This window comes from Psychrobacillus psychrodurans, assembly GCF_050209195.1.
Taxonomy (GTDB): Bacteria; Bacillota; Bacilli; order Bacillales_A; family Planococcaceae; genus Psychrobacillus; species Psychrobacillus psychrodurans.
In genome coordinates this window covers 20,542-47,329 of sequence record NZ_CP189791.1, presented here as the reverse complement: position 1 = coordinate 47,329, position 26,788 = coordinate 20,542, and the positions used below count along the sequence as shown (strand labels likewise).

Here is a 26,788-nt window from a genome sequence, read left to right as displayed (position 1 = left end):
GAATTTATTCAACTTTGATAAGGTTTAGTTTTATAAATGACCTCTAAAATAGTATTTGAAAATATTATTTTAAATCAAAAGACCTGTCTGTAATACGACAGGTCTATTTTAACGATTATTTCACTTGAGCACCATTTTCAAGTTTTTCATCCACTGTAGCAAGTGTCAAATATCCATCTTTTTCACCTGCAAGAATCATTCCTTGAGATAACTCTCCTCTTAACTTCACAGGTTTTAAATTTGCTACTACAATTACTTTTTTACCAATAACGTCTTCAGGCTTGTAATGTTGGGCAATCCCAGAAATTACTTGACGCTTTTCATATCCCATATCTAGTTGCAGCTTTAGTAATTTATCTGCTTTAGGTACGGCCTCACACGATAAAACAGTTGCAACGCGTAAGTCCACCTTGAAAAAGTCATCGATTGAAATTTCTTCTGTTTGAGATTCTTCCTCTTCCTGAGGTGTTTGAACAGAGCCCCTCATTTGTTCACGAATATAAGCAACTTCTACATCTACATCTAACCGTGGGAAAATAGGAATTCCTGTTTTTATTACTGAAGTACCATCTTTAATAACATTAAATGAACCTAAATAGTCCCATTGCAAATAATCTACTGTAAAACCAACTTGCTCTGCAATTTGTTTCGGACTATTCGTCATAAATGGTTGGGCAAGAGTTGCAATTTGTCGAAGACTTTCTGCTAAATGTGTCATAACTGAAGCCAGTTGCCCTTTAGTTGCTTCGTCTTTTGCAAGTACCCATGGTTGAGTTTCATCAATATACTTATTTGTACGTGATACTAAAGCCCATAAATCCCCAAGCACTAAACTAAACTGCATTTTTTCCATATTTGCTTCATATTTATCAATTGTTTCCTTTGTAAATCCCTGTAACGTTTCATCAAACTCTGTCGGTTCACTTTGACTTACTGGAATTTTACCATCGAAATATTTATTAATCATAGAAACAGTTCTATTCAACAAATTCCCTAAATCATTTGCAAGGTCAAAGTTTGTTCTCTCTACGAACGATTCAGGGGAAAATACTCCATCTTGACCAAAAGGAAGTTCACGCAGTAGGAAATAACGTGTTGCATCTATTCCATAACGTTCTACTAACATTTCTGGGTATACAACGTTTCCTTTCGATTTAGACATTTTACCGTCTTTCATCATGATAAATCCATGAGCAAAAACCTTCTTAGGCAATGGTAAATCTAATGCCATTAGGAATATAGGCCAATAAATTGTATGGAAACGGACGATGTCTTTCCCTACTACATGGACATCTGCAGGCCAAAACTTTTGGAATAGAGAATCATCATCTGATAAATAACCAAGTGAGGTAATATAATTAGTCAAGGCATCCACCCATACATAGATTACATGCTTAGGATCTCCTGGAACTTTGATACCCCAATCAAAGGACGTTCTTGATACTGACAAATCTTCTAAGCCCGGTTTAATGAAGTTATTGACCATTTCATTTTTTCTAGATTCTGGCTCTATAAATTCCACGTTTTGCTCATAATATGCCAATAAACGGTCCGCATATTTTTTCATATTAAAGAAGTATGATTCTTCCTTCACTTTTTGAACAGGACGACCACAGTCTGGACAGTTTCCTTCTATTAACTGCGTTTCAGTAAAGAAAGACTCACAAGGTGTACAATACCACCCTTCATATTCTCCCTTATAAATGTCCCCATTATCCAAGAATTTCTGGAATATTTTCTCTACTATTTTTGTATGACGTTCTTCTGTAGTTTGGATAAAATCATCATAAGAAATATCCATTAAAGCCCATACCTTTTTGGCCGCTTCTGCAATTTCATTTACATAAATTTGAGGCTCTTTTCCTGCCTCCTGTGCTTTTTCTTGAATTTTTTGACCGTGCTCGTCCATTCCTGTTAGGAAACGAACTTCATATCCCCTAAGTCTTTTATATCTGGCCATTGCATCGGAAGCAACGGTTGTATACGCGGTTCCAATGTGAAATTTTCCACTCGGATAATAAATAGGCGTTGTTAAATAGAATGTTTTCTGTTGATCTTTCAATGTAAAGATGCCTCCAATGTTGATTCTCTTTATTCTTTATTCTATCGAAATGAAGAGTTTGTTTCAATCAATTCATTTATTCATGTTTGTCGAATGAAAATTACCAAACAGCAAACTTCAAAAAACTAGATAATATATCAAAATAATTCCTATTTTCCTTTAAAAGAATGGATTTTTTATTAAAAACTAATTTAAATATCAAAATAATATTATATTACTCTCTTTCGCTAAAGCATTAATTATTGACGAAAATGGCAGTACTTGGTATGATATATTACATAAAAGAGGTTTATGTCGAATCTTGGCGAAAAATATGCACTCTTGAGGGGAGAATAATTTTTTATGAAATCTACAGGTATTGTACGTAAAGTTGATGAATTAGGTCGTGTAGTTATTCCAATTGAATTACGTCGCACGCTGGGTATTGCTGAAAAAGATGCATTAGAAATTTATGTAGATGATGATAAAATCATCCTAAAAAAATATATGCCAAATATGACTTGTGCTGTAACTGGTGAAGTATCAGATGACAACCTACGTCTAGTTGGCGGAAAACTGATTCTAAGTGCAGAAGGTGCAGAATTACTAATTAAAGAGATTCAAAGTAACTTAAAATAATTAGAAAAAAAACCGTAAACTTTATAAGTTTACGGTTTTTTTACTCTACATGATAATTTTGATAAACTTCTCTTTTAGATAAACCTCTTTGGATGGCTACTTCTTTAATAGCTTCCTTTGACGTACACTGTTTTTCTTCTATTAAATGGTCCACATGTTCTTCTAGTGTTAGTTCTGACCACCATGGTGTTTCTTCATTCGATTCTACCGCATCTTCGTTTCCTTCTAATACTATACAGAATTCTCCCCGAATCTCAGCCTGCTCCACCCACTCTACAGCTTCGTCAATCGTACCTCTTAAAAACTCTTCAAATCTCTTTGTTATCTCACGTGCTAGTACAATTTTACGTGTCCCTTCAATAATAGATTGTAAATCACGTAATGATTCCTTTAAGCGATGTGGTGACTCATATAAAATAATGGACTCCTGTCTATTTTGAAGTTTTTCAATTTCCAGTTTTCTTTCTTTTTTATTGCGACTTAAAAAGCCGTAAAAGAAAAATGGCTGTGTTGAAAGTCCAGATGCAATTAGAGCACTTAGTGCAGCGTTTGCTCCAGGGATCGGTACAATCGCAAATCCTTCTTTTACTGCTTTAGCAGCAATATCTGCACCAGGATCAGATATACAAGGGAGACCCGCATCACTTACTAATGCTATTTGTTTACCCTCTCTTAACAATTCCATCAGCTTTTCTCCGCCTGACTGCAGGTTATGATCATGATAACTAATAAGAGGGGTAGAAATCTCGAAGTAGTTACACAATTTTTTTGTATTTCTTGTATCTTCTGCTGCAATAATATCAACTTCTTTTAGTATTCGAATAGCCCTCATCGTCATATCTTCTAGATTCCCAATGGGCGTTGCAACTAAATACAAGCAGCTGCTTTGTTCATGCTCAATTGATTTCTGAGATTTCATCATTTACTTGTCCCCATATAATTTATTTTTTGTTTTCTTGTTAGCTGTTTAAAAGCGTACTCTGCTTGCATTGCCTCTTGCTTTGTTTCGTACAGTTCACTATATATACAATTAACTGGTCGCTTGGCACGTGTATACTTTGCTCCCTTTCCTGCATTATGTACATTTATTCTTTTAACTAAATCATTCGTATAACCCGCGTAATAGGACCCATCCTTACATTCTAACACGTAAAAAGTATGCTGTTTTTCATTCTTTTCCATACAACATCTCTTTTACTTCTTGTGTATATTTACCATCATCTCCGTACACATATAAAGGAGGTAATATCTTCAAGTCTGGCTTTCCATCTTTTATACCTTCAATCAGCAATGTATTTGCTTCCTTTCCTTCTTTTGGATAGACAAAACGAATTCTTTTAGGCTCTAAACGATTAGCCCTCATCGAAGTTACAATATCAAGAAGTCTACCAGGACGATGAACAAAGGAAGCCTTTCCACCTTGTTTTAATAATTCGCTAGCAGATTGAACTGCCTCCTCCAAGGTAAGATGAATTTCATGTCGAGCAATTGCCAAATGCTCTTTTAAATTTTTCTCACTTGCCTCATGAGCTGGAAAATAGGGCGGGTTACAAGTAACAACATCAAATTTTTCAGAACCAAGCTTTTTAGCAATACCCTTTACATCCGCTGTCATCATTGTAATTTGTTCTACAAGGTTATTGAACTGAACACTTCTTGTAGCCATATCTGCTAGCCTTTCTTGTAATTCAACACCTATGATTTCGGCTTTTGTCCGAGCACTTAGAAATAATGGAATTGCTCCATTTCCTGAGCACATATCTACAATTTTCCCTTTTTTAATCGGGACATATGTAAATCTTGATAGCAATACTGCATCCAAAGAAAAAGAGAAGACAGAAGGACTTTGTATGATACGTAAATCTTCTGCCAATAAATAATCAAGTCGTTCGTCATCCTTTAACCATAGTTCCATAATTGTTACCCCCAAGGAAAACAAAAGACTGACCCCACTTATGGAGTGGCATCAGTCAATTGTTTATGTGTTTTGTTTGTTTAAAAACGATAGACAAAATAGACAATCTTCTTCTTTACGAGAACTTCCAAAGTGAACATGACACACATGGTAGCCTTCTTGATAGAGACGAGCGAGATTATCATGGCCCTCTCCTACATCCAACTTGTTCAATTTCTCATCTCGCAATTTTTCAATCATTAATTCTTTTTCATGCATTTCATCGAGTCGTTGTCTTAAATGATTATTCTCTTGTTGTAGCGCTTCACGTTCTTCAACCATTATCGCCACAAATTCTTTTAAAGCGCGAAATTGCAGCTGCGTGGACTCTAATTGTTTTTCAAAATCTATAATTGTATCAAAAAAATTGCGGTCCATCACACATTCACCTCATTGCCCCGACCATTGCACCTGATTTGTTGCATGGTTTGTAATTTCTTCTAAAGTATAATCTAGAACACGTTGTGGATCAGGTAATTCTATACGTAAAATTCGCTCCAAAATATTCATACTTACTACTCTACCTAGCCCATCAGGTGTTTCAACTTTATCACCAATATCCGGCATTTGTTCTCTAGCAGTTTCATATTCATCGTTCTCATACTTTAAGCAGCACATAAGTCGGCCACAAAGTCCAGAAATTTTAGATGGATTCAACGATAAATTTTGATCTTTTGCCATTTTTATAGAAACTGGCTCAAAATCACCTAGAAATGTAGAACAACAAAGCATACGACCACAAGGACCTATACCACCTAACATTTTAGCTTCATCACGAACTCCAATTTGTCTAAGTTCAATTCGAGTTCTAAATACTGACGCTAAATCTTTCACCAAATCTCGAAAGTCTACACGACCTTCTGCAGTAAAATAAAAAATAATTTTGTTTCGGTCGAATGTATATTCAACGTCAACTAACTTCATTTCAAGATTTCTTTCGATAATCTTGTCAGTCCCAAGTGCAAGAGCTTGAGCTGATTCTAATCTATTTTCCTCTACTTGAATACGATCTTTATCCGTAGAAGGTCTTACTACTTGTTTTAAAGGAAGTACAACGTCATGTTCCTCAACTTGCTTGATCGGAACTACTACTTTACCGTACTCCACTCCTCTTGCTGTTTCGACGATTACATAATCATCTTTCTCTAAAGCAAAATCCACTGGATCAAAATAATATATTTTACCCGCTTTTTTAAAGCGGACTCCTACCACATTATACAAAAGTAAATCCCTCCTGCAGGTTAAGCATTAACTGCTCCATCATCAGTGTTCGATTCATATTTTTATGCAAGTTTTGTTTTGCATGTAAAATCATTTCTAATTGCTTCGATAATTGCTCATACGTTGTTTGTAGGGCAACCTGTTTCCAATAAGAATTCATATCTGGAAAAGTACAATCTGCGATGGGACTTGCTTTTATAGCTACTATATCACGATATGCGAATAGTAGTAAATCTAACGCTTGTTCTGCCTGCTCTTTCTCTTTGAGCAAAGTTCCAAAATCTTCATGTATACACATCAATGCATCTTGAACACTTCTTCCATTTGCTTCAACCAATTTTAACACTGATTTCCTTACAAGTCCAAACTGCTCATCTTTCGCTAAATTAATTGCTTCTTCTACTTGATTCGTCATTTTACAAACAGTAGAAGCCATAGATTCAGTGATTCCCTCTTCTATTAACTTCTGCTTTAAAATAGCAGTTGGCATTGGAGATAAAGTTAAGTGCTGACATCTGGATCGAATGGTTGGAAGTAAAGCATGCATTCTATCGGTTAATAGTATGGCCGTAATCTCACTTTGAGGTTCTTCTAAAAACTTCAATAACGTATTTGCAGCACTGGCATTTAATTGGTCTGCATGATGTATTACATATATTTTTCGTTGTTTTTCAATAGTAGTTTTACTTAACGTATGAACCAATTCATCTACTTGTCCCTTTTTTATAAACTGACCATCAGGTTCCAGTTGCATAAAATTAAGGTGATTGAAGGACTTTAATCTTTTACATGATCGACATGTTTCACATGGAACATTATTTACTGGATTTTCACAATATATGAGCTGAACAAAAAATTGCATAACTTTCTTTTTTCCAGTTCCTTTAGCTCCTTCTAGAATATAGGCATGTCCGATTCGATTTTTAGATACAATTGTTTGAATTTGTTTAAATACGTTCGGTTGTAATTTTTCTACGCCTTCAATCGACCAGTTTTCCATCTCCTTCACCTCTTTCTAAGAAAAGTACAAGCATTTAGTCAGTGCAAAAATGATACTGAGTTATAATATATGCTTTTTTTGAAAAATCCCGCGTTTCGCATTATGCGAAAACACGGGAAACTTACGTGTATAAGTTAATAAGTAAGCCTTTTATCTCTCCAATTTTATCTAACAAGTCTATAGAACTTTTTTCTTGATTTAAAATTTCTTCTGCTAATTCAACTAATTTTTCATCAATTGTTTCTACTAGTTTCAACTTTCTTCCTTCACCAAAACGGTTCCATGTATGAGATTGTTTTAATCCCATTCCAAAATCGACAGCTTCGTGTAAGAACTTTCGAATTAGCATTTTAAACTTTGCCATGTCACGTAAGTTTCGTGATCGCGCCAGACGATCCCCTGCTGTAGAAATATCTCCGAGAAGTCGTGTCATCACATCTGTCTGCATGCGCTGTTCCTGTTTTGTAATCATCTGACCAAATTTAACAGACTGATTTCCATTCTGCATAGAGTCTTTTCGAATATTATCTATACCAACGCGCATATCTTGATTTATCTTCAATAGTTACTACTCCTTCCTTCATTTTTAAAAATGATGGAATTGTTCAATTGGAAGTACAAATACAGTAGCTCCTCCTACCTCAACCTCCACTGGATAAGGAATATAAGAATCTGCATTTCCACCCATTGGAGATACTGGTGCTACCATTTGCTCTCTTGCTCTACAATTATCTCTTATTAATTCCAAAGCAGAAGCTACTAGAGCATCATCAGTACCGATTAGAAATGTAGTATTTCCGGAACGTAAAAAACCACCTGTACTTGCCAGTTTTGTTGCTCTAAACTTTGCCTTTGTTAATGCATTAGACAACCGATTACTATCCTGATCCTGCACTACCGCTACTATCAATTTCATCGATACTCACCCCTATTAGTATTTTTTCTTTTATTATACCATGAATTATCTAATAATTTCTAACTCCCGTTTGATGACTCTGTATGTTTCTTCTAATACCTTTTCTAATGGCTGAGAGGCATCTATTACTTGTATACGTTCTGGGTATTTTTCAACTAAAGATAAATAACCAGCTCGTACTTTTTGATGAAACGCTAAATTTTCCACATCTAATCGATTTTTTTCTCTATCCTTATGTGCATTAATTCTTGATAGACCTACTTCAGGATCAACATCAAATAGGACTGTTTTTTCCGGCATCGTTTCACCAATCGCAAACTTGTTAATAGCCCATATTTCCTCTACACCAATACCACGAGCAAAACCTTGGTATGCCAATGAGCTATCAATAAATCTATCGCAAATCACAATTTTCCCAGCTTCTAACGCAGGTAGAATCTTCTCTACTAAATGTTGTCTTCTAGCAGCTGCATATAATAACGCTTCAGTACGGCTTTCCATCATTGTATGCTCGTTATTTAAAATTATGTTACGAATCTTTTCGGAAATCATAATACCTCCGGGTTCTCTTGTCATAACGACATCGTAGCCCTCTTCGATTAGTTGTTCTCCTAATAAATTCATAACAGTTGTTTTCCCAGCACCTTCTGGACCCTCGCTTGTTATAAAGTACCCTCTTTTTTGCACAGTTACTCCTCCACCACATATATTAACTTTTCTTCTAGTCGATGTTCTCCTTGAAACAATGCACCTTTTTCAATCCACTCTTCTAATTCCGTAAGAATGGGAACCGTAATTTTCTCCCCTGGTAAGATTAGCGGAATACCAGGAGGGTAAGGAATAATCATCCCTTTAGCTATCCTTCCAATTGTCCGTACATAAGGAATCCATTCCCCTTGTTTCTCACTCAGTTGCTCCATGCTCATCTGTAAGGTAGAAATAGATCTTTGTTCCATATGAAATACATTATTCTTTAAATCTGGGCTTTCTTTTTTTAATTTATCTACGGCATGTTTTATTCGCTTTCTAATCTCTGCAAATGCATATTCATGCTCCACTTTTAGCAATGGGAGAATTAGTAAGACTTGGTGTGGATCCGCTAGCTCCACATATATATTTTGTTTCTCAAAAGCTTGCTGAACCTGAAACCCAGAATACTTACCAACTCGTATTAATAGTTTTAAATGATCGTCTACTTGAACTACTTTAATTAATGGAATAGTTTCTAAAGCTTGTATAAACACTTCTCTTCTATCCATCAACTGTTTAAAATCCATTGGACTATATCTTTCCACATAACTTCTTGCATCATCAAGAGAAGCTAAAATTAAATAAGAAGGACTACTCGATTGCAACATTCTTAAGTATTTATTTACCTTTTTGCTATCAATAAATTGAGAACGAATATGTAAAAATGAACCCATTGTTAACGCTGGTAACGTTTTATGTGCTGATTGTACGACGATATCAGCCCCATACAATAACGCTGACTTTGGAAATCCTTTATGTGTTTGAAAATGTGCACCATGTGCTTCATCTACTAACACAGGCATTTGTAGTTTATGACATAGTCTAATGATATTCTCTAAATCCGGAGAAGAAACTCCATAATAGTTTGGATAGGTTAAGACAACCGCTTTGACAAAAGGAAATTGTTGAATTGCTTCTTCAATTACCTCTAATGATACATAGGACGCCGTTTTGGATTGTTCATCCCATTTAGGGGATACAAAAATAGGCTCTGCACCAACCAATTCAATAGCGTGAAAAATAGATTTATGAGCATTCCGTTGTACTATAATTTGCTCTCCATACTGGCAGGTTGCATAAATCATAGCAAGGTTTCCAATAGTCGTGCCATTCACTAAAAAGAAACTTTCGTCAGTGTTATATAGTTTGGTCAGTAATTGCTCTGCTTCCTTTATCGCTTCCTCTGGATGATGGTAATCATCCAACCCATTTAATTCTGTCAAATCGTATTGCATTGAATCTCTTATTAGTTCTGGTAAATTCGATAAAAGTCCATTTTTATGTCCAGGTACATGAAAAGAAATAGGGCTATTTTTATGAAATTTTTCTAATGCCTCAACCAACGGTCTTTTCTCTTGCATTATATTACCTCACTATACGTTCTAATATCTTTCTTCTATTATACATGAATAGTATCAAGTACAGGGAGATAGGCAACTTATTTCTGTCTGGTTTTCCTTGAAACTAGAAGTATCTCCTATACAATGGTTGTACAATTTCATCTATGAATGAGCAATTCTAATTTACTGCTAATCAAGGTTTTTAACAAACAATAATCAAAAAACTATATTAAGAAAAACCTCAAAAAAATGCCCGGTCCTTTAAGTTCAAAACCTGTCTCTATAGTTTTCGGAAGGGCTTTGGACAGACTTTTCGCTATATTATTACCGAGTGAATTTTTGGTGATATTATGGCATTTGTCTGTCCGTCGCCCTCTATAACTTTTAGAAACAAGTTAGTGCATTTTGGATAACTAGGGAAAAGATGCTTTCTTATTCATATGGGAAGCCCCCGAAGATACAAGGGGGCTCTAACGCTACTCTTACGATAGAGACCAGCTATTTTTATATCGTATCCTTTTTTACTAGTTGAAGAAATACTTAAGAAATGCCCTTTTAAGATGCTGATAACAAATCCAGAGTCTCTACTTTGCATGCAATATCATAAAGTACCAGGAACACTGACTTTGTGTACGTCAGAAGCATATACATTCCTATCTGTTATGAATGATTTGCCACTATTTTATCTTTACTTGCTCTAACCTATTGATTACTTGCTTCCATCTTTGGCTTACTTGCGGTCATGAATGATTTACTTGCTCTAAGTCTATATTTACTTGCGGTGTATTGCCTTTTACTTGCGAAAAGGATAATTTTCCCAAATCGCTTTATTCTTTCAAAACCTTATTGTGTAGAATTGAATTACTACTATGTTTTCTACTCCTGGGTCGACCGCAATGGATAGTGTCTATAGAAGGTCCTGCATATTCATCTTTCAAAAAAGTCGCTACCGATTAAACTCAGTAACGACTTTTTCTTTGGTGCCCAGCGACGTCCTACTCTCACAGGGGGAGACCCCTAACTACCATCGGCGCAAGAGCTTTACTTTCGTGTCCGGGGCTGCGAAAGCAGATAGGCGGCAGATTTCTTCCTCAGCTGCACTCGTTCAATTCTCGCGTATGTTATACGCTCCGAGTCTCTCTCTCTTGCTTCCTCGAACTCTTTGCCCCTCTACTTTCTCGCATACTTTCTTATAGAGATAGACTGCCTACGGCTTTTATCTAAATACAAAAAAGCCGCTACCAATTGCTCGGTAACGACTTTTCTTTAGTGCCCAGCGACGTCCTACTCTCACAGGGGGAGACCCCCAACTACCATCGGCGCTGAAGAGCTTAACTTCCGTGTTCGGTATGGGAACGGGTGTGACCTCTTCGCCATCATCACTAGACTCATTCGGCTTTCAATATACGGCGCATTGCGTTGTCAACTTCATTCGATCTGTCAGTCACGTACGTTAGTACGTTCCTTCCTTCTCTCACTTGTTTCCTAGCACTACTTGTATCTTGAAACCCTCATATATAGAGTGTTTGTTCACTCAAAACTGGATAAACGACATTGTTACGTTAAACAAATTTGGTTAAGTCCTCGATCGATTAGTATTCGTCAGCTGCACGTGTCGCCACGCTTCCACCCCGAACCTATCTACCTCATCGTCTTTGAGGGATCTTACTTACTTGCGTAATGGGAAATCTCATCTTGAGGGGGGCTTCGTGCTTAGATGCTTTCAGCACTTATCCCGTCCACACATAGCTACCCAGCGATGCTCTTGGCAGAACAACTGGTACACCAGCGGTGTGTCCATCCCGGTCCTCTCGTACTAAGGACAGCTCCTCTCAAATTTCCTACGCCCACGACGGATAGGGACCGAACTGTCTCACGACGTTCTGAACCCAGCTCGCGTACCGCTTTAATGGGCGAACAGCCCAACCCTTGGGACCGACTACAGCCCCAGGATGCGATGAGCCGACATCGAGGTGCCAAACCTCCCCGTCGATGTGGACTCTTGGGGGAGATAAGCCTGTTATCCCCGGGGTAGCTTTTATCCGTTGAGCGATGGCCCTTCCATGCGGAACCACCGGATCACTAAGCCCGTCTTTCGACCCTGCTCGACTTGTAGGTCTCGCAGTCAAGCTCCCTTCTGCCTTTACACTCTTCGAATGATTTCCAACCATTCTGAGGGAACCTTTGGGCGCCTCCGTTACACTTTAGGAGGCGACCGCCCCAGTCAAACTACCCGCCTGACACTGTCTCCTACCCGGGTTACGGGTATGGGTTAGAATTTCAATACAACCAGGGCAGTATCCCACCGACGCCTCCTCCGAAGCTGGCGCTCCGGGCTCTAAGGCTCCTGCCTATCCTGTACAAGTTGCACCAAAATTCAATATCAAGCTATAGTAAAGCTCCACGGGGTCTTTCCGTCCTGTCGCGGGTAACCTGCATCTTCACAGGTACTATAATTTCACCGAGTCTCTCGTTGAGACAGTGCCCAGATCGTTACGCCTTTCGTGCGGGTCGGAACTTACCCGACAAGGAATTTCGCTACCTTAGGACCGTTATAGTTACGGCCGCCGTTTACTGGGGCTTCAATTCGCACCTTCGCTTGCGCTAAGCACTCCTCTTAACCTTCCAGCACCGGGCAGGCGTCAGCCCCTATACTTCACCTTACGGTTTTGCAGAGACCTGTGTTTTTGCTAAACAGTCGCCTGGGCCTATTCACTGCGGCTCTTCTAGGCTATGCACCCAAAAGAGCACCCCTTCTCCCGAAGTTACGGGGTCATTTTGCCGAGTTCCTTAACGAGAGTTCTCTCGCTCACCTTAGGATTCTCTCCTCGACTACCTGTGTCGGTTTGCGGTACGGGCACCTATCACCTCGCTAGAGGCTTTTCTTGGCAGTGTGAAATCAGGAACTCCGGACATACGTCCTCGCCATCACAGCTCAATGTTATAGAATGCGGATTTGCCTACATTCACACCTTACTGCTTGGACATGCATAACCAACAGCATGCTTACCCTATCCTTCTGCGTCCCCCCATTACTCAAACGGTGGTTTGGTGGTACAGGAATATCAACCTGTTATCCATCGCCTACGCCTATCGGCCTCGGCTTAGGTCCCGACTAACCCTGAGCGGACGAGCCTTCCTCAGGAAACCTTAGTCATACGGTGGACGGGATTCTCACCCGTCTTTCGCTACTCATACCGGCATTCTCACTTCTAAGCGCTCCACCAGTCCTTCCGGTCTGACTTCAACGCCCTTAGAACGCTCTCCTACCACTGATACCAAAGGTATCAATCCACAGCTTCGGTGATTTGTTTAGCCCCGATACATTTTCGGCGCAGCGTCACTCGACCAGTGAGCTATTACGCACTCTTTAAATGATGGCTGCTTCTAAGCCAACATCCTGGTTGTCTAAGCAACGCCACATCCTTTTCCACTTAACAAATACTTTGGGACCTTAGCTGGTGGTCTGGGCTGTTTCCCTCTTGACTACGGATCTTATCACTCGCAGTCTGACTCCCAAACATAAATCATTGGCATTCGGAGTTTGTCTGAATTCGGTAACCCGGGATGGGCCCCTAGTCCAAACAGTGCTCTACCTCCAAGATTCTAACGTTTGAGGCTAGCCCTAAAGCTATTTCGGAGAGAACCAGCTATCTCCAGGTTCGATTGGAATTTCTCCGCTACCCACACCTCATCCCCGCACTTTTCAACGTGCGTGGGTTCGGACCTCCAGTAAGTGTTACCTTACCTTCATCCTGGACATGGGTAGATCACCTGGTTTCGGGTCTACGACCACATACTCATTCGCCCTATTCAGACTCGCTTTCGCTGCGGCTCCGTCTTCTCAACTTAACCTTGCATGTAATCGTAACTCGCCGGTTCATTCTACAAAAGGCACGCTATCACCCATTAACGGGCTCTAACTACTTGTAGGCACACGGTTTCAGGATCTATTTCACTCCCCTTCCGGGGTGCTTTTCACCTTTCCCTCACGGTACTGGTTCACTATCGGTCACTAGGTAGTATTTAGCCTTGGGAGATGGTCCTCCCGGATTCCGACGGAATTTCACGTGTTCCGCCGTACTCAGGATACACTCAAGAGAGAATGAATTTTGGACTACGGGGCTTTTACCCTATCCTGCGGACCTTTCCAGATCGCTTCGTCTAACTCATTCCTTTGTAACTCTATGTAGAGTGTCCTACAACCCCAAGAGGCAAGCCTCTTGGTTTGGGCTATTCCCGTTTCGCTCGCCGCTACTCAGGGAATCGATTTTTCTTTCTCTTCCTCCAGGTACTTAGATGTTTCAGTTCCCTGGGTGTGTCTCAGATGCGCTATGTATTCACGCAAATGTACTGCTCCATTACGAACAGTGGGTTTCCCCATTCGGAAATCTCCGGATCAAAGCTCACTTACAGCTCCCCGAAGCATATCGGTGTTAGTGCCGTCCTTCGTCGACTCCTAGTGCCAAGGCATTCACCGTGCGCCCTTATTAACTTAACCTAAAAGTTAAAAAGTCTTACACGTCATGATTACGTAAATAATCACAACAGAATTTCTTGTTGTTTATTGTTTCAATGTCGTTTTATCCAGTTTTCAAAGAACAAAGGTTTGCTCACTTTGCGACGAATAATCGCAGGAGCAAGTATCGAATCTTCATATAAAAATGAACATTCAAAACTGAACTGCAAAACGTTAAGATACGAATAAAGATTCGTATTCCGATATTATCCTTAGAAAGGAGGTGATCCAGCCGCACCTTCCGATACGGCTACCTTGTTACGACTTCACCCCAATCATCTGTCCCACCTTCGGCGGCTGGCTCCCGTAAGGGTTACCCCACCGACTTCGGGTGTTACAAACTCTCGTGGTGTGACGGGCGGTGTGTACAAGGCCCGGGAACGTATTCACCGTGGCATGCTGATCCACGATTACTAGCGATTCCGGCTTCATGTAGGCGAGTTGCAGCCTACAATCCGAACTGAGAACGGTTTTATGGGATTTGCTCACCCTCGCGGGGTTGCGACCCTCTGTACCGTCCATTGTAGCACGTGTGTAGCCCAGGTCATAAGGGGCATGATGATTTGACGTCATCCCCACCTTCCTCCGGTTTATCACCGGCAGTCACCTTAGAGTGCCCAACTGAATGCTGGCAACTAAGATCAAGGGTTGCGCTCGTTGCGGGACTTAACCCAACATCTCACGACACGAGCTGACGACAACCATGCACCACCTGTCACCGCTGTCCCCGAAGGGAAAAGCCTATCTCTAGGCCGGTCAGCGGGATGTCAAGACCTGGTAAGGTTCTTCGCGTTGCTTCGAATTAAACCACATGCTCCACCGCTTGTGCGGGCCCCCGTCAATTCCTTTGAGTTTCAGTCTTGCGACCGTACTCCCCAGGCGGAGTGCTTAATGCGTTAGCTGCAGCACTAAGGGGCGGAAACCCCCTAACACTTAGCACTCATCGTTTACGGCGTGGACTACCAGGGTATCTAATCCTGTTTGCTCCCCACGCTTTCGCGCCTCAGCGTCAGTTACAGACCAGAAAGCCGCCTTCGCCACTGGTGTTCCTCCAAATCTCTACGCATTTCACCGCTACACTTGGAATTCCGCTTTCCTCTTCTGTACTCAAGTCCCCCAGTTTCCAATGACCTTCCACGGTTGAGCCGTGGGATTTCACATCAGACTTAAAGGACCGCCTGCGCGCGCTTTACGCCCAATAATTCCGGACAACGCTTGCCACCTACGTATTACCGCGGCTGCTGGCACGTAGTTAGCCGTGGCTTTCTAATGAGGTACCGTCAAGGTACGAGCAGTTACTCTCGTACTTGTTCTTCCCTCACAACAGAGTTTTACGATCCGAAAACCTTCTTCACTCACGCGGCATTGCTCCATCAGACTTTCGTCCATTGTGGAAGATTCCCTACTGCTGCCTCCCGTAGGAGTCTGGGCCGTGTCTCAGTCCCAGTGTGGCCGATCACCCTCTCAGGTCGGCTACGCATCGTCGCCTTGGTGAGCCGTTACCTCACCAACTAGCTAATGCGCCGCGGGCCCATCCTGTAGTGACAGCGAGATGCCGTCTTTTAACATCTCCCCATGTGAGGAAATGGATTATTCGGTATTAGCCCCGGTTTCCCGGAGTTATCCCAATCTACAGGGCAGGTTGCCCACGTGTTACTCACCCGTCCGCCGCTAAATCAGAAGAAGCAAGCTTCTTCGTCATTCGCTCGACTTGCATGTATTAGGCATGCCGCCAGCGTTCGTCCTGAGCCAGGATCAAACTCTCCATAATAGAGAACTTAAAAAGCTCATTTGTTTTGCTGGCATCATATTAAATGATGTCAAAATTGTTTTGCTATCATACTAACAAAGTTAGTTGATAAGCTGTATGTCTTAACGTTTTGCATGTTCAGTTTTCAATGTTCATGTTGTCTGCCAGAATACTTTACCTCTTGGCGACTTCTACAATATTACTCTCTTTATATTATAAAGTCAACACATTTTAAAAACTTTTTTTATACTAATATAGAAATTGCCACAATGGAGATTACTCCAGGTATACCTAATGCTGCTGCGACGGCACCTGTGAACAGATTTACAGGGATCGCATAACCCATTGAACCAAGTAATAAATGCACTCCGTATAACAAAAGTACAGAAAAACCTAAACGAAATAACAAAATAGATACACCCTCAAAAAACTTAGGAAATGAATTTCGAAATAATAAAAAAGATAAAAGCACTAGCGAACATATAATGATAATAAACTTCATGAGTTATTCCCTCCGTAAAATCATATCTATCATTATATGTGGCTAGGACATCTATTATGCTATTTTAGAACGACATTTCGAATCCTTGCCTCTTTATATAAATAGAAGTGGATACTTTCTGCTATTTTCCTTTTAGCAACTGCTTCTAAATCATAGTCGTTTAAATAATCTTCTATTAATTGAGCTTGTTGCCAATTTTCTTTGGTTTCTATCATGAGTTTTACAAATTGATCATCGAATTCTTTTTTTAATTTTCCTTTTTTAGAAAACATCACACTAACCTATCCCCCTATAACTCTCGGCGACCTTCTAGCGCTTTAGACAGAGTTACTTCATCTGCATACTCTAGGTCTCCGCCTACAGGTAATCCATGAGCAATTCTAGTTGTTTTAATACCAGACGGTTTTACAAGGCGTGAAATATACATCGCCGTTGCTTCTCCTTCTATTGTAGGATTAGTAGCTAGTATTAGTTCTTCTATTTCTGTATCTTGTAATCTTTTTAAAAGCGAAGGTACATTAATATCTTCCGGACCAATTCCATCCATTGGGGAAATTGCACCGTGAAGTACGTGGTACCGTCCATTGTAATCTCTCATCTTTTCCAAGGCAATTACATCTTTTGTGTCTTGAACCACGCAGATTAAAGAGGCATCTCTTTGTTGATCCTGACATATATGGCAAGGATCAATATCTGTTATATGCCCGCACACAGAACAAAAACTTAAATTACGTTTGGCGTCTACTAAAGCCTTCGCAAAGTCTAAAACAGTATCTTCTTTCATGGTTAAGACAAAAAAAGCCAGACGGGCCGCTGTTTTCGGCCCTATTCCCGGCAATTTCATAAAACTATCTATTAGTTTTGATATCGGTTCAGGATAATGCATCTAATATTCCCCCTAGAACATGCCAGGAAGGTTCAATCCCTTCGTGAATTGACCCATTGTGGAGTTCGCTGTATCTTCTGCTTTTTTTATAGCTTCGTTTGTAGCAATAACGATTAAATCTTGAAGCATTTCAATATCATCTGGATCTATAACAGCTGGATCTAGTTCTACTTCAAGCACTTCTTTTTGGCCAGAAACTACAACTTTCACCATTCCACCGCCAGCTATTGCTTCAAAACGTTGAGTAGCTAACTCTTCTTGAGCCTCAGCCATCTTCTTTTGCATTTTTTGCATTTGTTTCATCATACCTTGCATATTTCCCATTCCACGCATAATTATTTTCCTCCTCAGTCATCTTGTACTTCTACAAATTCTTTTCCAAACAATTTCTCAGCTTCCACTACCAACGGATCCTCTGATACCTGTTCAATCGTTTGTAATAGTTCCATCGATTCTGTTGGTTCTGAAGGATTTTCTTCCTCAGTATCCGTATTACCTTGTTTCAAACCATTTTGCCGAATGAACTCTTCTCGGATCTTCAACCAATTTTCCTCTGGTACGTATAAAACTTCATACATCATCCCTGTCAGGTTAGCAATTAACTGGGGAAATGAAGTGGAAAATGTTTTATTCTCCATAGCCATTTGGCAATGTATATCATACTTGAATTTTAACACAAATGCATTAGAAGATGCTGCTACTGGCTCAGCATCATTTAATAATGCAGCATGTGATTTCTGTAATTGTTGTAAAATATTTGCCCACTGAGATTTAATCGTTAGGATATCAGTTTTCGTGGCTGTTTTTAGGATTTCTTGTATTCGACCACTTGACACTTTAACGCCACCAGATGATTTTTGTCGTTGACGTTTCGGTTGATCTTGTGTTCCAGTGTTTGCCTGCGGTATCATTCCTTGACTTAATTGTTGTTGCAACTGTTGTAGTTGAGATTCTAATACTCTTACCTTTGTTTCTAACTCCGAGTTACTCTCATTTGATAATGTTCCTTCTATTGGCACATGTGCCAATCGGATTATCGCCGTTTCTAGATACACTTTTGCATGATTAGAAAAACGCATTTCTTGTTGTGTATTCGTCAAGATGGAGATCCCTCTATATAAGGTATCTACTTGAAACTTAGAAGCAAGTTCTAAAAACGTAGAATCCCCCGTCGCTATTTCCAACAAATCAGTTTGTTCTGGAGCAACAAGTAAAACTAGTAAGTCCCTATAGAATGTAATAAAGTCCTCCGTTAACCGAACTGGATCCTTGCCATCTTCTATTAACTTTTCTATGCACGCTAGTGCTCTTGCTATATCTTTCTCTATCAAAGCATCTGCTAATTGAAAAAAGACATCCTGTCCAATCGAACCAGTTACAAGTAATGCATCTTCAATCGTCATTTTATCTTCACTAAACGACACAACTTGATCTAGCATACTAAGTGCATCACGCATACCACCCGCAGCGGCTTGTGCAATAATTTTCAGTACGTTTTCATCGTATTCAATTTTAGCATCTGTTAAAACTTCTTCCATACGAGAAACGATATCAGAAGATGTTATTCGTTTAAAATCAAAACGCTGGCACCTAGAGATAATAGTAAGTGGAATTTTATGTGGCTCCGTTGTTGCCAATATGAACACTGCATGTGCAGGCGGTTCTTCTAATGTTTTCAATAACGCGTTGAATGCACTCGTTGATAGCATATGCACTTCATCAATAATATACACTTTATATTTAGCGTTAGAAGGTGCAAATCGGACTTTTTCAATAATATCACGCATTTCTTCTACACGAGAGTTAGAAGCTGCATCAAATTCAATCACATCAGTATTTGAGCCTTCAGTTACACTTTTACAAGTTTCACATGTATTGCAAGGTTCTTTTGCTGGTCCATTTTCACAGTTCAAAGCCTTCGCAAAGATTTTTGCTGCACTTGTTTTACCTGTTCCACGTGGCCCTGAAAATAAATACGCGTGTGTTGTTTTGTTATAAAGGAGGGCATTTTGAAGGGTTTGCTTGATATGAGTTTGCCCGGACATTTCCGCAAACGATTGTGGCCGATAAGCACGGTAAAAAGCTTGATACGACACAAATTTCCCTCCTTCTGATTTCTGTCTGTTATGATTCCTATTATATCATAAAGCAAAATAGACTTCGCTTATTTATGTATAGTAAATATTTTTTCCAAATAAAAAACTCACCTGTCTATTAGACAAATGAGTTGAAATTAAAAATTAATACCGTGCACCCTCCTTCGATTGAAACACATAAGCGGCACCTTTGTCGTTAACTCGGTTTAGGCGACCCCGCGGCACATGAGTAAACACCACTTAATGCTGCTTCCTTCCGGACCTGACATGGTTCATGGGTACCCATTGCGCAGGACCCAAACGTCAACATCACGTGCAAATACCAGACCCTACATGTATTCAACCTCAGAGAAGGAGTTCAGTCTCGCTAGAGCGGATTGCGAGTTACAAGACACCGCTACCTTCCCACCTAGCACGGCATTTATTAGTATACTTTTTTTATAGACAAAAATCAATGATAACGCGCATTTAAATTTTATCTGAGTTACTAAATTATAGAAACTTGCAAGGTGAAGTTTTAAATTTTTGCCCTCTTTATCAAGAGAGTTTGTAATACCATCACATAAAAAATTATATAATTGAAAATTATTATAAATATGTTGACTTTCATTTTTATCCATGATAAATTAGTTCTTGTACTTCGGAGGAATACCCAAGTCTGGCTGAAGGGATCGGTCTTGAAAACCGACAGGCGGGTCATACCGCGCGGGGGTTCGAATCCCTCTTCCTCCTCCATTTTATATACACACACGCATAAATTTGAGATTGAATTCGTTGCATTGGTAACGAATTTTTCTTACACTATTGTGTTCAGAATATTAAGAAGGTAACGAATTCCGCTACCTTCTTTTTTTATTTTCACGGAATACTCCTTACATAAAAATCCTCCTGAATAACATACAGGAGGATTTTATTTATTTACGAATAATAGCTGTTTGTTCCATGAAATGTCCAATACGTTCTAAAATTGCTTCAACATCATCTGGGTTTGCTATAATATCATAATCATTAATATTTAAACGAAGGACTGGGCAACCATTAAATGCGTCAATCCATTTTTCATAACGTCCATGCATTTCTTCCCAATAAGATATAGGTGTTTGTTGCTCCATTGGGCGACCTCTATCATGAATTCGATCAATAATGTCATCCATTGATCCCTCTAAATAAATAAGTAAGTTTGGATGTGGGAAATATGGTGTCATTACCATTGCTTCAAACAAACTTGTATATGTCTCATGATCTACGGGATCCATCGTGCCTTTCTCTTTATGCATTTGTGCAAAAATTCCAGTATCCTCGTAGATAGAACGGTCTTGTATAAATCCTCCACCATACTCAAACATTCTTTTTTGTTCTTTAAAGCGCTCCGCTAGGAAGTATATTTGTAAGTGGAAGCTCCATTTAGAAAAATCCTCGTAGAAACGATCTAAATAAGGGTTTGTATCTACTTTTTCAAAAGACGTTTTAAAATTTAAAGCTTCTGCTAATGCTTTAGTCATAGTTGATTTCCCTACGCCTACAGTTCCTGCAATCGTAATAACTGCACTAGAAGGAATGCCATACTTCTCTCTTAAACTCATTATTTAATAACTCCCTTTATGTAATGTTTCATCTACTTTTTCTAAAATTATTTGTAAGTCCTGTCCATTTTGAACAAAATCTATTTCATCACCATTAAATCGAAGAATGGGTACTTCTGGATGCTTTTTCTCGAAGTTATCGATAAACATACGATAATCGACTGAGAGCTGCTCCAAATATTCAGAGCTGATTTTTTTTTCGAAATCTCTTCCCCGCTTATCAATTCGAGCGAGAAGTACATCTATACTTGCATCTAAATATATGACCATATTAGGAACGGGCATATCTTTTGTCAAAATTTGATAGATCGATTCATATTTTTCATATTCTATTTCACTCAATGTACGTTTCGCGAAAATTAGATTTTTGAAAATATGATAATCTGCAACAACTGGATTTTCTTTCGATATATATTTTTTCTCTATATCACTTAACTGTTTATAACGATTACAAAGAAAAAACATCTCGGTTTGGAAGCTCCATTCTGCTATATCCTCGTAAAACTTATTTAAAAAAGGATTTTCATCCACAATTTCTTTTAATAATTCAAATTGATATTTAGTCGCAATAGCTTTGGCCAAGGAAGTCTTTCCAACCCCGATTGGACCTTCTACAGTTATAAATGGAATGGACATAAGTTTAACCTCACTCTAAGATTTCAAGTCGTACCTTCTATTTTAGCACACGCTGAAAATGAAAAATAGAGCAAATCCACCTTTCCAAGGAAAGGCTAATTTGCTCTATATTTTCTTCACCTGGAACATTTCGTGAAGTAAGTACCAATTTTGAGGGAAATCAAAACCACTGTGCCAATATGCAATTCCTAGTAACTGCAATTCCTTCAAAAGCTTGAACTTAGCTTGAATAGATCGTGCATCTTCAAACCAAACCTCATGTTCAATACCATCCTGCCAATAGTGAAAAAAAGGAGCCTGTGCATTTTGATCATACTCAATTGCTGCGTTTCTATCCTTTGCTAGTTGAATAGCCTGTTGTGGACTTAATGCTTTAGCAATCGGGTTTCCTACTTTATATGGTAAAGTCCAATCATATCCATACAAGTTCTGCCCCATCAAAATTTTACTTGGCGGTATCTCTGTTTTTGCATATTCTAATACTCTGCGGACAGGTCCGATAGGAGAAACTGCCATCGGAGGTCCCCCACTATATCCCCATTCATAAGTCATAATGACAACAAAATCTGCCACTTCTCCTATCGCCTTATAATCAAAAGCTTCATACCATCTTCCTGGTTGATTAGCACTCGTTTTAGGAGGAAGTGTTACGGAGATAATATATCCTTTTGCAAATTCTTTAAATTCCCTTATAAAGTTCACATAGTTTTCTCTGTCACTAGCATCCATATACTCAAAATCTATATGAATATGATTCGTTCCTCTTTTTTCTGCCTCTGCCACCGCTTGTTCAAACAAATTCCTCTTAACTACTTCATCCGTTAAAATAGTATGAGCTAGTGAACTATTAAACGCATAATCCTCAATATTTGCTATCACAATAACTGTTTCTACTTGTTGCTCTTTAGCTATTTCACTTAACGTTCCCCAATTCATCTCCGTTAATGATCCATCTCGCAACACTTCATACGAAAAAGGCATCATATACGTTAAATTTGAAGCCACCTTCTCTACTTGCTCCAACACTCGTTCGGAAGGTACTTCTGTATACCATTCAACATATAAATTCGTTTCAATAGTAGGTCTATTTGGACTTGGGCTAGATGGTAGAACTATGGCCTGCCCTATTACTAATACATCCGGATCAGGAATTTCATTTATAGAAACTATACTTTCTACTGTTGTTCCGAACCTTTTGGCGATTGCATATAAACTATCTCCCTGTTTAACTATATGGATCAATGCATCACTCCTTCATCATAGAATATGCAAGTTGATAAAAAAACATGCTACACTATGCAAAAAGGAGTTGATTTAGGTGGATGAACATTATATGAATTTAGCCATAGAAGAAGCTAAGAAAGCTGCCGCCATTGGTGAAGTTCCAATAGGGGCTGTTATAGTACATAATGATAAAGTTATCGCAACCGGTTACAACTTAAGAGAAACAACCTTAAATGCTACTACACATGCGGAACTACTTGCTATTCAAGAGGCATGTAAAACTTTAAATAATTGGAGATTAGAAGAAACTACTCTATATGTTACTTTAGAACCTTGCCCCATGTGTGCAGGAGCTATTTTACAATCCCGTATCCCCCGAGTCGTCTACGGGGCAAGAGATGCCAAAGCAGGCTGTGTAGATTCCCTTTACCGACTATTAAATGATGAACGTTTTAATCACTGCTGTGAAGTGACAGAAGGTGTTTTAGCAGAAGAATGTGGCAATATACTCACTCAGTTTTTTCGTAATATTCGCGAAAAAAAGAAGAACCAGAAACGCGGTTTATAGCGAATCTGGTTCTTCTTTTTAATTATTTTATAACTGTTTTTCCACCCATATAAGGAACAAGAACCTCTGGAACTAATACTGTTCCATCTGCTTGTTGGTAATTTTCTAATATAGCTGCCACTGTACGTCCTAGTGCTAATCCACTACCATTTAATGTATGCACGTACTCTGGTTTTCCTCCAGCTTCACGGCGGAAACGAATCCCTGAACGTCTAGCCTGGAAGTCTTCAAAGTTACTGCAAGAAGAAATTTCTTTATATTCACCATAGCTTGGTAACCATACCTCTAAATCATATTTCTTCGCAGCTGTAAATCCTAAATCTGCTGTACACATATGAAGTTTACGATATGGAAGACCTAACAGTTGTAATACTTTCTCTGCATGACCAGTTAAAAGTTCTAACTGCTCATAAGAATCTTCAGGCTTCACAAAGCGAACTAACTCTACTTTGTTAAATTGATGCTGACGTATTAAACCACGTGTATCGCGACCTGCAGATCCTGCTTCTGAACGGAAGCAAGCGCTATAAGCAGTGAACGCCTGCGGAAGTTCTGCCCCATCTAATATTTCATCTCTATAAAAATTCGTTACAGGTACTTCCGCTGTTGGTATTAAGAAGTAATCCTCTTCTCCAATTAAAAATGCATCCTCTTCAAACTTCGGAAGTTGCCCCGTACCTGTTAAACTTGTACGGTTTGCTAAATATGGTGGAAGCATTTCTTCATAGCCATGCTCTTCTGCATGCAAATCCATCATAAAATTTAACAATCCACGTTCTAATCTAGCCCCTAATCCACGGTAAAATGCAAAACGACTTCCTGTCACTTTTGCAGCACGTTCAAAATCTACTAATTTTAATTCTGTCGCAATGTCCCAATGTGCTTTCGTTTCAAAATCAAATGAAGGAACTTCTCCCCATTTAAGTATTTCTACATTATCATCCTCAGAGTCACCGATTGGTACACTATCGTGTGGAACATTAGGGATACGCATCATCATATATTCAAACTTTTCTTCAACATCTCGTAACTCATCATCTAATGCTTTTATTTCATCGCCTACTTCACGCATACGTGCAATAAGATCATCCGCATTTTCTTTATTTCGTTTCATCAAAGAGATTTTTTGAGAAAACTCATTTCTTTCAGCCTTTAATACTTCCGTTTTTGCTATCAACTCCCGACGCTTTTGGTCTAAAGGTTGGAATTGGTCAAACTCTGAAATATCTTCTCCTCGCTTAGCAAGTTTTGCTTTTACTGTTTCATAATTATCTCGTACAAATTTTACATCTAACATATATAATTCCTCCTTTAATTTTCCTAAAAACGACAAAAAAGCCCCCATCCCATGAAAAAGGGACGAGAGCATACCCGCGTTGCCACCCTGATTGATCCAGTCATAAACAGAATCCACTTACTTGTACTGTAACGGCTTTTCAACCGGCACGACTTACTAATCATTCAGCCGCACAACTCAAAGGACGGATTCACAAGTGTTTATATCAGCTTGCACCACCCGCTGACTCTCTATAAAAAACGTGCTTGTTACTGCTTCCTATCATCGTTTTTGATTCATGAAATTACTCATACTTTACTATACGTGCAACTCATTTGCAAGACTTTCCTTCACCATCTCGATAAAATATGCCGTTATTCGTTGATCAGTAGTTAACTCGGGATGAAAAGAGCATCCTAACAAATAACCTTGTCTTACCATTACGATTCTATCTCTATACGTTGCAAGTATTTCAACATTTTCCCCGACATTTACGATATGAGGTGCTCGTATAAATACCGCTGGAAAATCCTCTGCAACACCTTTAATATATAAACTTACTTCGAAGCTATCGACCTGTCGACCGTAAAAATTACGTTCAATAGTAGCGTCAAGAGCACCTATATGTGAATAATCGTATCCAACTAATTCTTTTGCAAGTAGGATTAAGCCTGCACAAGTTCCAAACATTGGTTTACCATTCAATGCAAATTGTCTTAGTGGTTCTAAAATTTCAAATCGATCAATCAGCTTTCGCATAGTTGTACTTTCTCCTCCAGGGAGTATTAAACCATCCACTAAAGCTAAATCATTTATATTTTTTACCATCAGGGCATCTGCTCCACTATTTTCAATGGATCGAATATGCTCGCTAACTGCTCCCTGGAGTGCTAAAACACCTATTTTAACCATATTACCAACCTCTATCTTGCATACGTTCAACTGCAGATAACCGAGAAATTTCAATTCCTTTCATAGGAATTCCTAATTCCTTTGAAATCTCTACCAGTAATTTATAATCCCGGAAATGTGTTGTAGCTTCCACAATAGCTTTTGCGTATCTCTCAGGATTTTCTGATTTGAAAATACCAGATCCTACAAACACACCATCTGCTCCAAGCTCCATCATTAGAGCTGCATCTGCTGGTGTTGCTACCCCGCCTGCTGCAAAGTTCACAACTGGTAATTTCCCGGCATGCTTAATTTGCAATAAAACATCATAAGGTGCACCTAAAACTTTTGCTTCTGTCATTAATTCATCTTCACTCATATGTACTATTTTGCTAACCTGTCCATTTACTTTACGCATATGACGTACTGCTTCTACAATGTTCCCTGTTCCTGGCTCTCCTTTTGTACGAAGCATCGAAGCTCCTTCACCAATTCTTCGTGCTGCTTCTCCAAGATCTTTACAACCACATACAAAAGGTACTATAAATTCATTTTTACGTAAATGATACTCTTCATCTGCGGGAGTTAGCACTTCTGATTCATCAATATAATCTACACCCATTGCCTCTAAAATGCGTGCTTCAGTAATATGACCGATACGTGCTTTCGCCATCACTGGAATTGTTACCGCTCCCATTACCTCTTCCATAATATGTGGGTCCGCCATACGAGCTACTCCCCCAGCTGCGCGGATATCGGAGGGTACACGTTCTAATGCCATCACCGCAACTGCACCTGCTGCTTCTGCAATTCTTGCTTGCTCTGCATTAATAACATCCATAATAACTCCGCCCTTTTGCATTTCAGCCATTCCTCTTTTTACTCGATCTGTCCCAATTGAACTTGTAGGTATCATTATTTTCCCTCCATTATCTTTATTAAGTTTAGTATAATAAAATATGACCTTATGAAAAGTATCAGAAACAAATTAAATAA

General features: G+C 39.2%; 24 protein-coding genes, 1 tRNA gene, 3 rRNA genes, 1 other RNA gene and 1 other annotated feature. Of the genes, 3 read left to right on the top strand and 26 right to left on the bottom strand.

What is annotated here, in order from left to right; all coding sequences use genetic code 11:
* Positions 1 to 115: 115 nt before the first annotated feature.
* On the bottom strand, positions 116 to 2,062 hold the full coding sequence (gene metG, locus ACQCPR_RS00210; protein WP_427137887.1) for a methionine--tRNA ligase: 1,947 nt from the start codon (positions 2,060 to 2,062) through the stop codon (positions 116 to 118).
* A gap of 342 nt (positions 2,063 to 2,404) precedes the next feature.
* On the opposite strand from metG, the gene ACQCPR_RS00205 reads away from it, so the two are divergent.
* On the top strand, positions 2,405 to 2,680 hold the full coding sequence (locus ACQCPR_RS00205; protein ID WP_090570759.1) for an AbrB/MazE/SpoVT family DNA-binding domain-containing protein: 276 nt from the start codon (positions 2,405 to 2,407) through the stop codon (positions 2,678 to 2,680).
* A gap of 40 nt (positions 2,681 to 2,720) precedes the next feature.
* Here ACQCPR_RS00205 and rsmI read toward each other — a convergent pair whose 3' ends face one another.
* The 19 genes from rsmI to ffs all read right to left on the bottom strand — a co-directional run bounded on the left by rsmI (position 2,721) and on the right by ffs (position 20,032).
* Positions 2,721 to 3,599, bottom strand: coding sequence for a 16S rRNA (cytidine(1402)-2'-O)-methyltransferase (rsmI, locus tag ACQCPR_RS00200; protein ID WP_090570886.1), 879 nt, complete (start codon positions 3,597 to 3,599; stop codon positions 2,721 to 2,723).
* Positions 3,599 to 3,862, bottom strand: coding sequence for a GIY-YIG nuclease family protein (locus ACQCPR_RS00195; protein ID WP_427137886.1), 264 nt, complete (start codon positions 3,860 to 3,862; stop codon positions 3,599 to 3,601). Before ACQCPR_RS00195 ends, rsmI begins: the two co-directional genes overlap by 1 nt.
* Complete coding sequence (locus ACQCPR_RS00190) at positions 3,849 to 4,595, bottom strand: tRNA1(Val) (adenine(37)-N6)-methyltransferase (protein WP_241600585.1); 747 nt, start codon at positions 4,593 to 4,595, stop codon at positions 3,849 to 3,851. The genes ACQCPR_RS00195 and ACQCPR_RS00190 overlap by 14 nt, the downstream gene beginning before the upstream one ends.
* 63 nt (positions 4,596 to 4,658) lie before the next feature.
* The gene (yabA, locus tag ACQCPR_RS00185) at positions 4,659 to 5,012 is read right to left on the bottom strand and encodes a DNA replication initiation control protein YabA (protein ID WP_241600587.1); all 354 of its coding nucleotides are present in this window, start codon (positions 5,010 to 5,012) and stop codon (positions 4,659 to 4,661) included.
* A gap of 12 nt (positions 5,013 to 5,024) precedes the next feature.
* Entirely contained in the window at positions 5,025 to 5,855 is an 831-nt protein-coding gene (locus tag ACQCPR_RS00180; RefSeq protein ID WP_090570747.1) for a PSP1 domain-containing protein, read from the bottom strand.
* The gene (gene holB / locus ACQCPR_RS00175; protein ID WP_093496465.1) at positions 5,848 to 6,855 is read right to left on the bottom strand and encodes a DNA polymerase III subunit delta'; all 1,008 of its coding nucleotides are present in this window, start codon (positions 6,853 to 6,855) and stop codon (positions 5,848 to 5,850) included. The genes ACQCPR_RS00180 and holB overlap by 8 nt, the downstream gene beginning before the upstream one ends.
* A 121-nt stretch (positions 6,856 to 6,976) precedes the next feature.
* The gene (locus ACQCPR_RS00170; RefSeq protein WP_090570741.1) at positions 6,977 to 7,417 is read right to left on the bottom strand and encodes a YaaR family protein; all 441 of its coding nucleotides are present in this window, start codon (positions 7,415 to 7,417) and stop codon (positions 6,977 to 6,979) included.
* A 24-nt stretch (positions 7,418 to 7,441) separates the two neighbouring features.
* On the bottom strand, positions 7,442 to 7,771 hold the full coding sequence (locus ACQCPR_RS00165; protein WP_090570738.1) for a cyclic-di-AMP receptor: 330 nt from the start codon (positions 7,769 to 7,771) through the stop codon (positions 7,442 to 7,444).
* A gap of 45 nt (positions 7,772 to 7,816) precedes the next feature.
* The gene (tmk, locus tag ACQCPR_RS00160) at positions 7,817 to 8,458 is read right to left on the bottom strand and encodes a dTMP kinase (protein ID WP_090570736.1); all 642 of its coding nucleotides are present in this window, start codon (positions 8,456 to 8,458) and stop codon (positions 7,817 to 7,819) included.
* A gap of 2 nt (positions 8,459 to 8,460) precedes the next feature.
* Complete coding sequence (locus ACQCPR_RS00155; protein ID WP_427137885.1) at positions 8,461 to 9,882, bottom strand: aminotransferase class I/II-fold pyridoxal phosphate-dependent enzyme; 1,422 nt, start codon at positions 9,880 to 9,882, stop codon at positions 8,461 to 8,463.
* Between the two features lie 1,250 nt (positions 9,883 to 11,132).
* A 5S ribosomal RNA gene (gene rrf, locus ACQCPR_RS00150) occupies positions 11,133 to 11,248 on the bottom strand.
* Between the two features lie 185 nt (positions 11,249 to 11,433).
* A 23S ribosomal RNA gene (locus tag ACQCPR_RS00145) occupies positions 11,434 to 14,362 on the bottom strand.
* Positions 14,363 to 14,596: 234 nt separating this feature from the next.
* Positions 14,597 to 16,151 (bottom strand): 16S ribosomal RNA (locus tag ACQCPR_RS00140).
* Together the 16S, 23S and 5S rRNA genes form the textbook arrangement of a ribosomal RNA operon.
* A gap of 223 nt (positions 16,152 to 16,374) precedes the next feature.
* Positions 16,375 to 16,632 (bottom strand): pro-sigmaK processing inhibitor BofA family protein, encoded by a 258-nt coding sequence (locus tag ACQCPR_RS00135; RefSeq protein WP_090571073.1) that lies wholly within the window; start codon positions 16,630 to 16,632, stop codon positions 16,375 to 16,377.
* 59 nt (positions 16,633 to 16,691) lie between these two features.
* Positions 16,692 to 16,907 carry a YaaL family protein gene (locus ACQCPR_RS00130; protein ID WP_090571071.1) on the bottom strand — a complete coding sequence of 72 codons (216 nt, stop codon included), beginning with the start codon at positions 16,905 to 16,907 and terminating at the stop codon, positions 16,692 to 16,694.
* A 14-nt stretch (positions 16,908 to 16,921) separates the two neighbouring features.
* The gene (gene recR, locus ACQCPR_RS00125; RefSeq protein WP_090571068.1) at positions 16,922 to 17,518 is read right to left on the bottom strand and encodes a recombination mediator RecR; all 597 of its coding nucleotides are present in this window, start codon (positions 17,516 to 17,518) and stop codon (positions 16,922 to 16,924) included.
* A 12-nt stretch (positions 17,519 to 17,530) separates the two neighbouring features.
* Complete coding sequence (locus ACQCPR_RS00120) at positions 17,531 to 17,851, bottom strand: YbaB/EbfC family nucleoid-associated protein (protein ID WP_090571065.1); 321 nt, start codon at positions 17,849 to 17,851, stop codon at positions 17,531 to 17,533.
* A 14-nt stretch (positions 17,852 to 17,865) separates the two neighbouring features.
* On the bottom strand, positions 17,866 to 19,614 hold the full coding sequence (gene dnaX / locus ACQCPR_RS00115; RefSeq protein ID WP_090571062.1) for a DNA polymerase III subunit gamma/tau: 1,749 nt from the start codon (positions 19,612 to 19,614) through the stop codon (positions 17,866 to 17,868).
* A gap of 150 nt (positions 19,615 to 19,764) precedes the next feature.
* Positions 19,765 to 20,032, bottom strand: an RNA gene (ffs, locus tag ACQCPR_RS00110) — signal recognition particle sRNA large type.
* A 224-nt stretch (positions 20,033 to 20,256) separates the two neighbouring features.
* On the opposite strand from ffs, the gene ACQCPR_RS00105 reads away from it, so the two are divergent.
* Positions 20,257 to 20,349: transfer RNA gene (locus ACQCPR_RS00105), tRNA-Ser, on the top strand.
* A gap of 179 nt (positions 20,350 to 20,528) precedes the next feature.
* On the opposite strand, the gene ACQCPR_RS00100 is transcribed toward ACQCPR_RS00105, so the two are convergent.
* The 3 genes from ACQCPR_RS00100 to ACQCPR_RS00090 all read right to left on the bottom strand — a co-directional run bounded on the left by ACQCPR_RS00100 (position 20,529) and on the right by ACQCPR_RS00090 (position 23,075).
* Positions 20,529 to 21,197, bottom strand: a complete 669-nt coding sequence (locus ACQCPR_RS00100; protein ID WP_090571059.1) for a deoxynucleoside kinase — start codon at positions 21,195 to 21,197, stop codon at positions 20,529 to 20,531.
* 3 nt (positions 21,198 to 21,200) lie between these two features.
* Positions 21,201 to 21,833 (bottom strand): deoxynucleoside kinase, encoded by a 633-nt coding sequence (locus ACQCPR_RS00095; RefSeq protein WP_090571056.1) that lies wholly within the window; start codon positions 21,831 to 21,833, stop codon positions 21,201 to 21,203.
* A gap of 105 nt (positions 21,834 to 21,938) precedes the next feature.
* Positions 21,939 to 23,075: a glycosyl hydrolase family 18 protein gene (locus tag ACQCPR_RS00090; protein ID WP_090571053.1), complete on the bottom strand. Its 1,137-nt coding sequence runs from the start codon at positions 23,073 to 23,075 to the stop codon at positions 21,939 to 21,941.
* Positions 23,076 to 23,166: 91 nt separating this feature from the next.
* Here ACQCPR_RS00090 and tadA point away from each other — a divergent pair, with 91 nt between their 5' ends.
* The gene (tadA, locus tag ACQCPR_RS00085; protein ID WP_427137884.1) at positions 23,167 to 23,625 is read left to right on the top strand and encodes a tRNA adenosine(34) deaminase TadA; all 459 of its coding nucleotides are present in this window, start codon (positions 23,167 to 23,169) and stop codon (positions 23,623 to 23,625) included.
* Positions 23,626 to 23,647: 22 nt separating this feature from the next.
* Here the strand turns inward: tadA and serS are convergent, their stop codons facing one another.
* The 3 genes from serS to pdxS form a co-directional block, all read right to left on the bottom strand.
* Complete coding sequence (gene serS, locus ACQCPR_RS00080) at positions 23,648 to 24,922, bottom strand: serine--tRNA ligase (protein ID WP_093496792.1); 1,275 nt, start codon at positions 24,920 to 24,922, stop codon at positions 23,648 to 23,650.
* Positions 24,923 to 24,977: 55 nt separating this feature from the next.
* Positions 24,978 to 25,196, bottom strand: a binding site (T-box leader).
* 23 nt (positions 25,197 to 25,219) lie between these two features.
* Positions 25,220 to 25,813 carry a pyridoxal 5'-phosphate synthase glutaminase subunit PdxT gene (gene pdxT / locus ACQCPR_RS00075; RefSeq protein WP_427137883.1) on the bottom strand — a complete coding sequence of 198 codons (594 nt, stop codon included), beginning with the start codon at positions 25,811 to 25,813 and terminating at the stop codon, positions 25,220 to 25,222.
* Position 25,814: 1 nt separating this feature from the next.
* Positions 25,815 to 26,708 (bottom strand): pyridoxal 5'-phosphate synthase lyase subunit PdxS, encoded by an 894-nt coding sequence (pdxS, locus tag ACQCPR_RS00070; protein ID WP_427137882.1) that lies wholly within the window; start codon positions 26,706 to 26,708, stop codon positions 25,815 to 25,817.
* Between the last annotated feature and the right edge of the window lie 80 nt (positions 26,709 to 26,788).

Excerpts from the sequence above, each read along its gene's own strand:
- ACQCPR_RS00205 (WP_090570759.1), top strand. The coding sequence starts at position 2,405 with ATGAAATCTACAGGTATTGTACGTAAAGTTGATGAATTAGGTCGTGTA.
- rsmI (WP_090570886.1), bottom strand. The coding sequence starts at position 3,599 with ATGAAATCTCAGAAATCAATTGAGCATGAACAAAGCAGCTGCTTGTAT.
- ACQCPR_RS00195 (WP_427137886.1), bottom strand. The coding sequence starts at position 3,862 with ATGGAAAAGAATGAAAAACAGCATACTTTTTACGTGTTAGAATGTAAG.
- ACQCPR_RS00190 (WP_241600585.1), bottom strand. The coding sequence starts at position 4,595 with ATGGAACTATGGTTAAAGGATGACGAACGACTTGATTATTTATTGGCA.
- yabA (WP_241600587.1), bottom strand. The coding sequence starts at position 5,012 with ATGGACCGCAATTTTTTTGATACAATTATAGATTTTGAAAAACAATTA.
- holB (WP_093496465.1), bottom strand. The coding sequence starts at position 6,855 with ATGGAAAACTGGTCGATTGAAGGCGTAGAAAAATTACAACCGAACGTA.
- ACQCPR_RS00165 (WP_090570738.1), bottom strand. The coding sequence starts at position 7,771 with ATGAAATTGATAGTAGCGGTAGTGCAGGATCAGGATAGTAATCGGTTG.
- ACQCPR_RS00155 (WP_427137885.1), bottom strand. The coding sequence starts at position 9,882 with ATGCAAGAGAAAAGACCGTTGGTTGAGGCATTAGAAAAATTTCATAAA.
- ACQCPR_RS00135 (WP_090571073.1), bottom strand. The coding sequence starts at position 16,632 with ATGAAGTTTATTATCATTATATGTTCGCTAGTGCTTTTATCTTTTTTA.
- recR (WP_090571068.1), bottom strand. The coding sequence starts at position 17,518 with ATGCATTATCCTGAACCGATATCAAAACTAATAGATAGTTTTATGAAA.
- ACQCPR_RS00120 (WP_090571065.1), bottom strand. The coding sequence starts at position 17,851 with ATGCGTGGAATGGGAAATATGCAAGGTATGATGAAACAAATGCAAAAA.
- ACQCPR_RS00100 (WP_090571059.1), bottom strand. The coding sequence starts at position 21,197 with ATGAGTTTAAGAGAGAAGTATGGCATTCCTTCTAGTGCAGTTATTACG.
- ACQCPR_RS00095 (WP_090571056.1), bottom strand. The coding sequence starts at position 21,833 with ATGTCCATTCCATTTATAACTGTAGAAGGTCCAATCGGGGTTGGAAAG.
- tadA (WP_427137884.1), top strand. The coding sequence starts at position 23,167 with ATGAATTTAGCCATAGAAGAAGCTAAGAAAGCTGCCGCCATTGGTGAA.
- serS (WP_093496792.1), bottom strand. The coding sequence starts at position 24,922 with ATGTTAGATGTAAAATTTGTACGAGATAATTATGAAACAGTAAAAGCA.
- pdxT (WP_427137883.1), bottom strand. The coding sequence starts at position 25,813 with ATGGTTAAAATAGGTGTTTTAGCACTCCAGGGAGCAGTTAGCGAGCAT.
- pdxS (WP_427137882.1), bottom strand. The coding sequence starts at position 26,708 with ATGATACCTACAAGTTCAATTGGGACAGATCGAGTAAAAAGAGGAATG.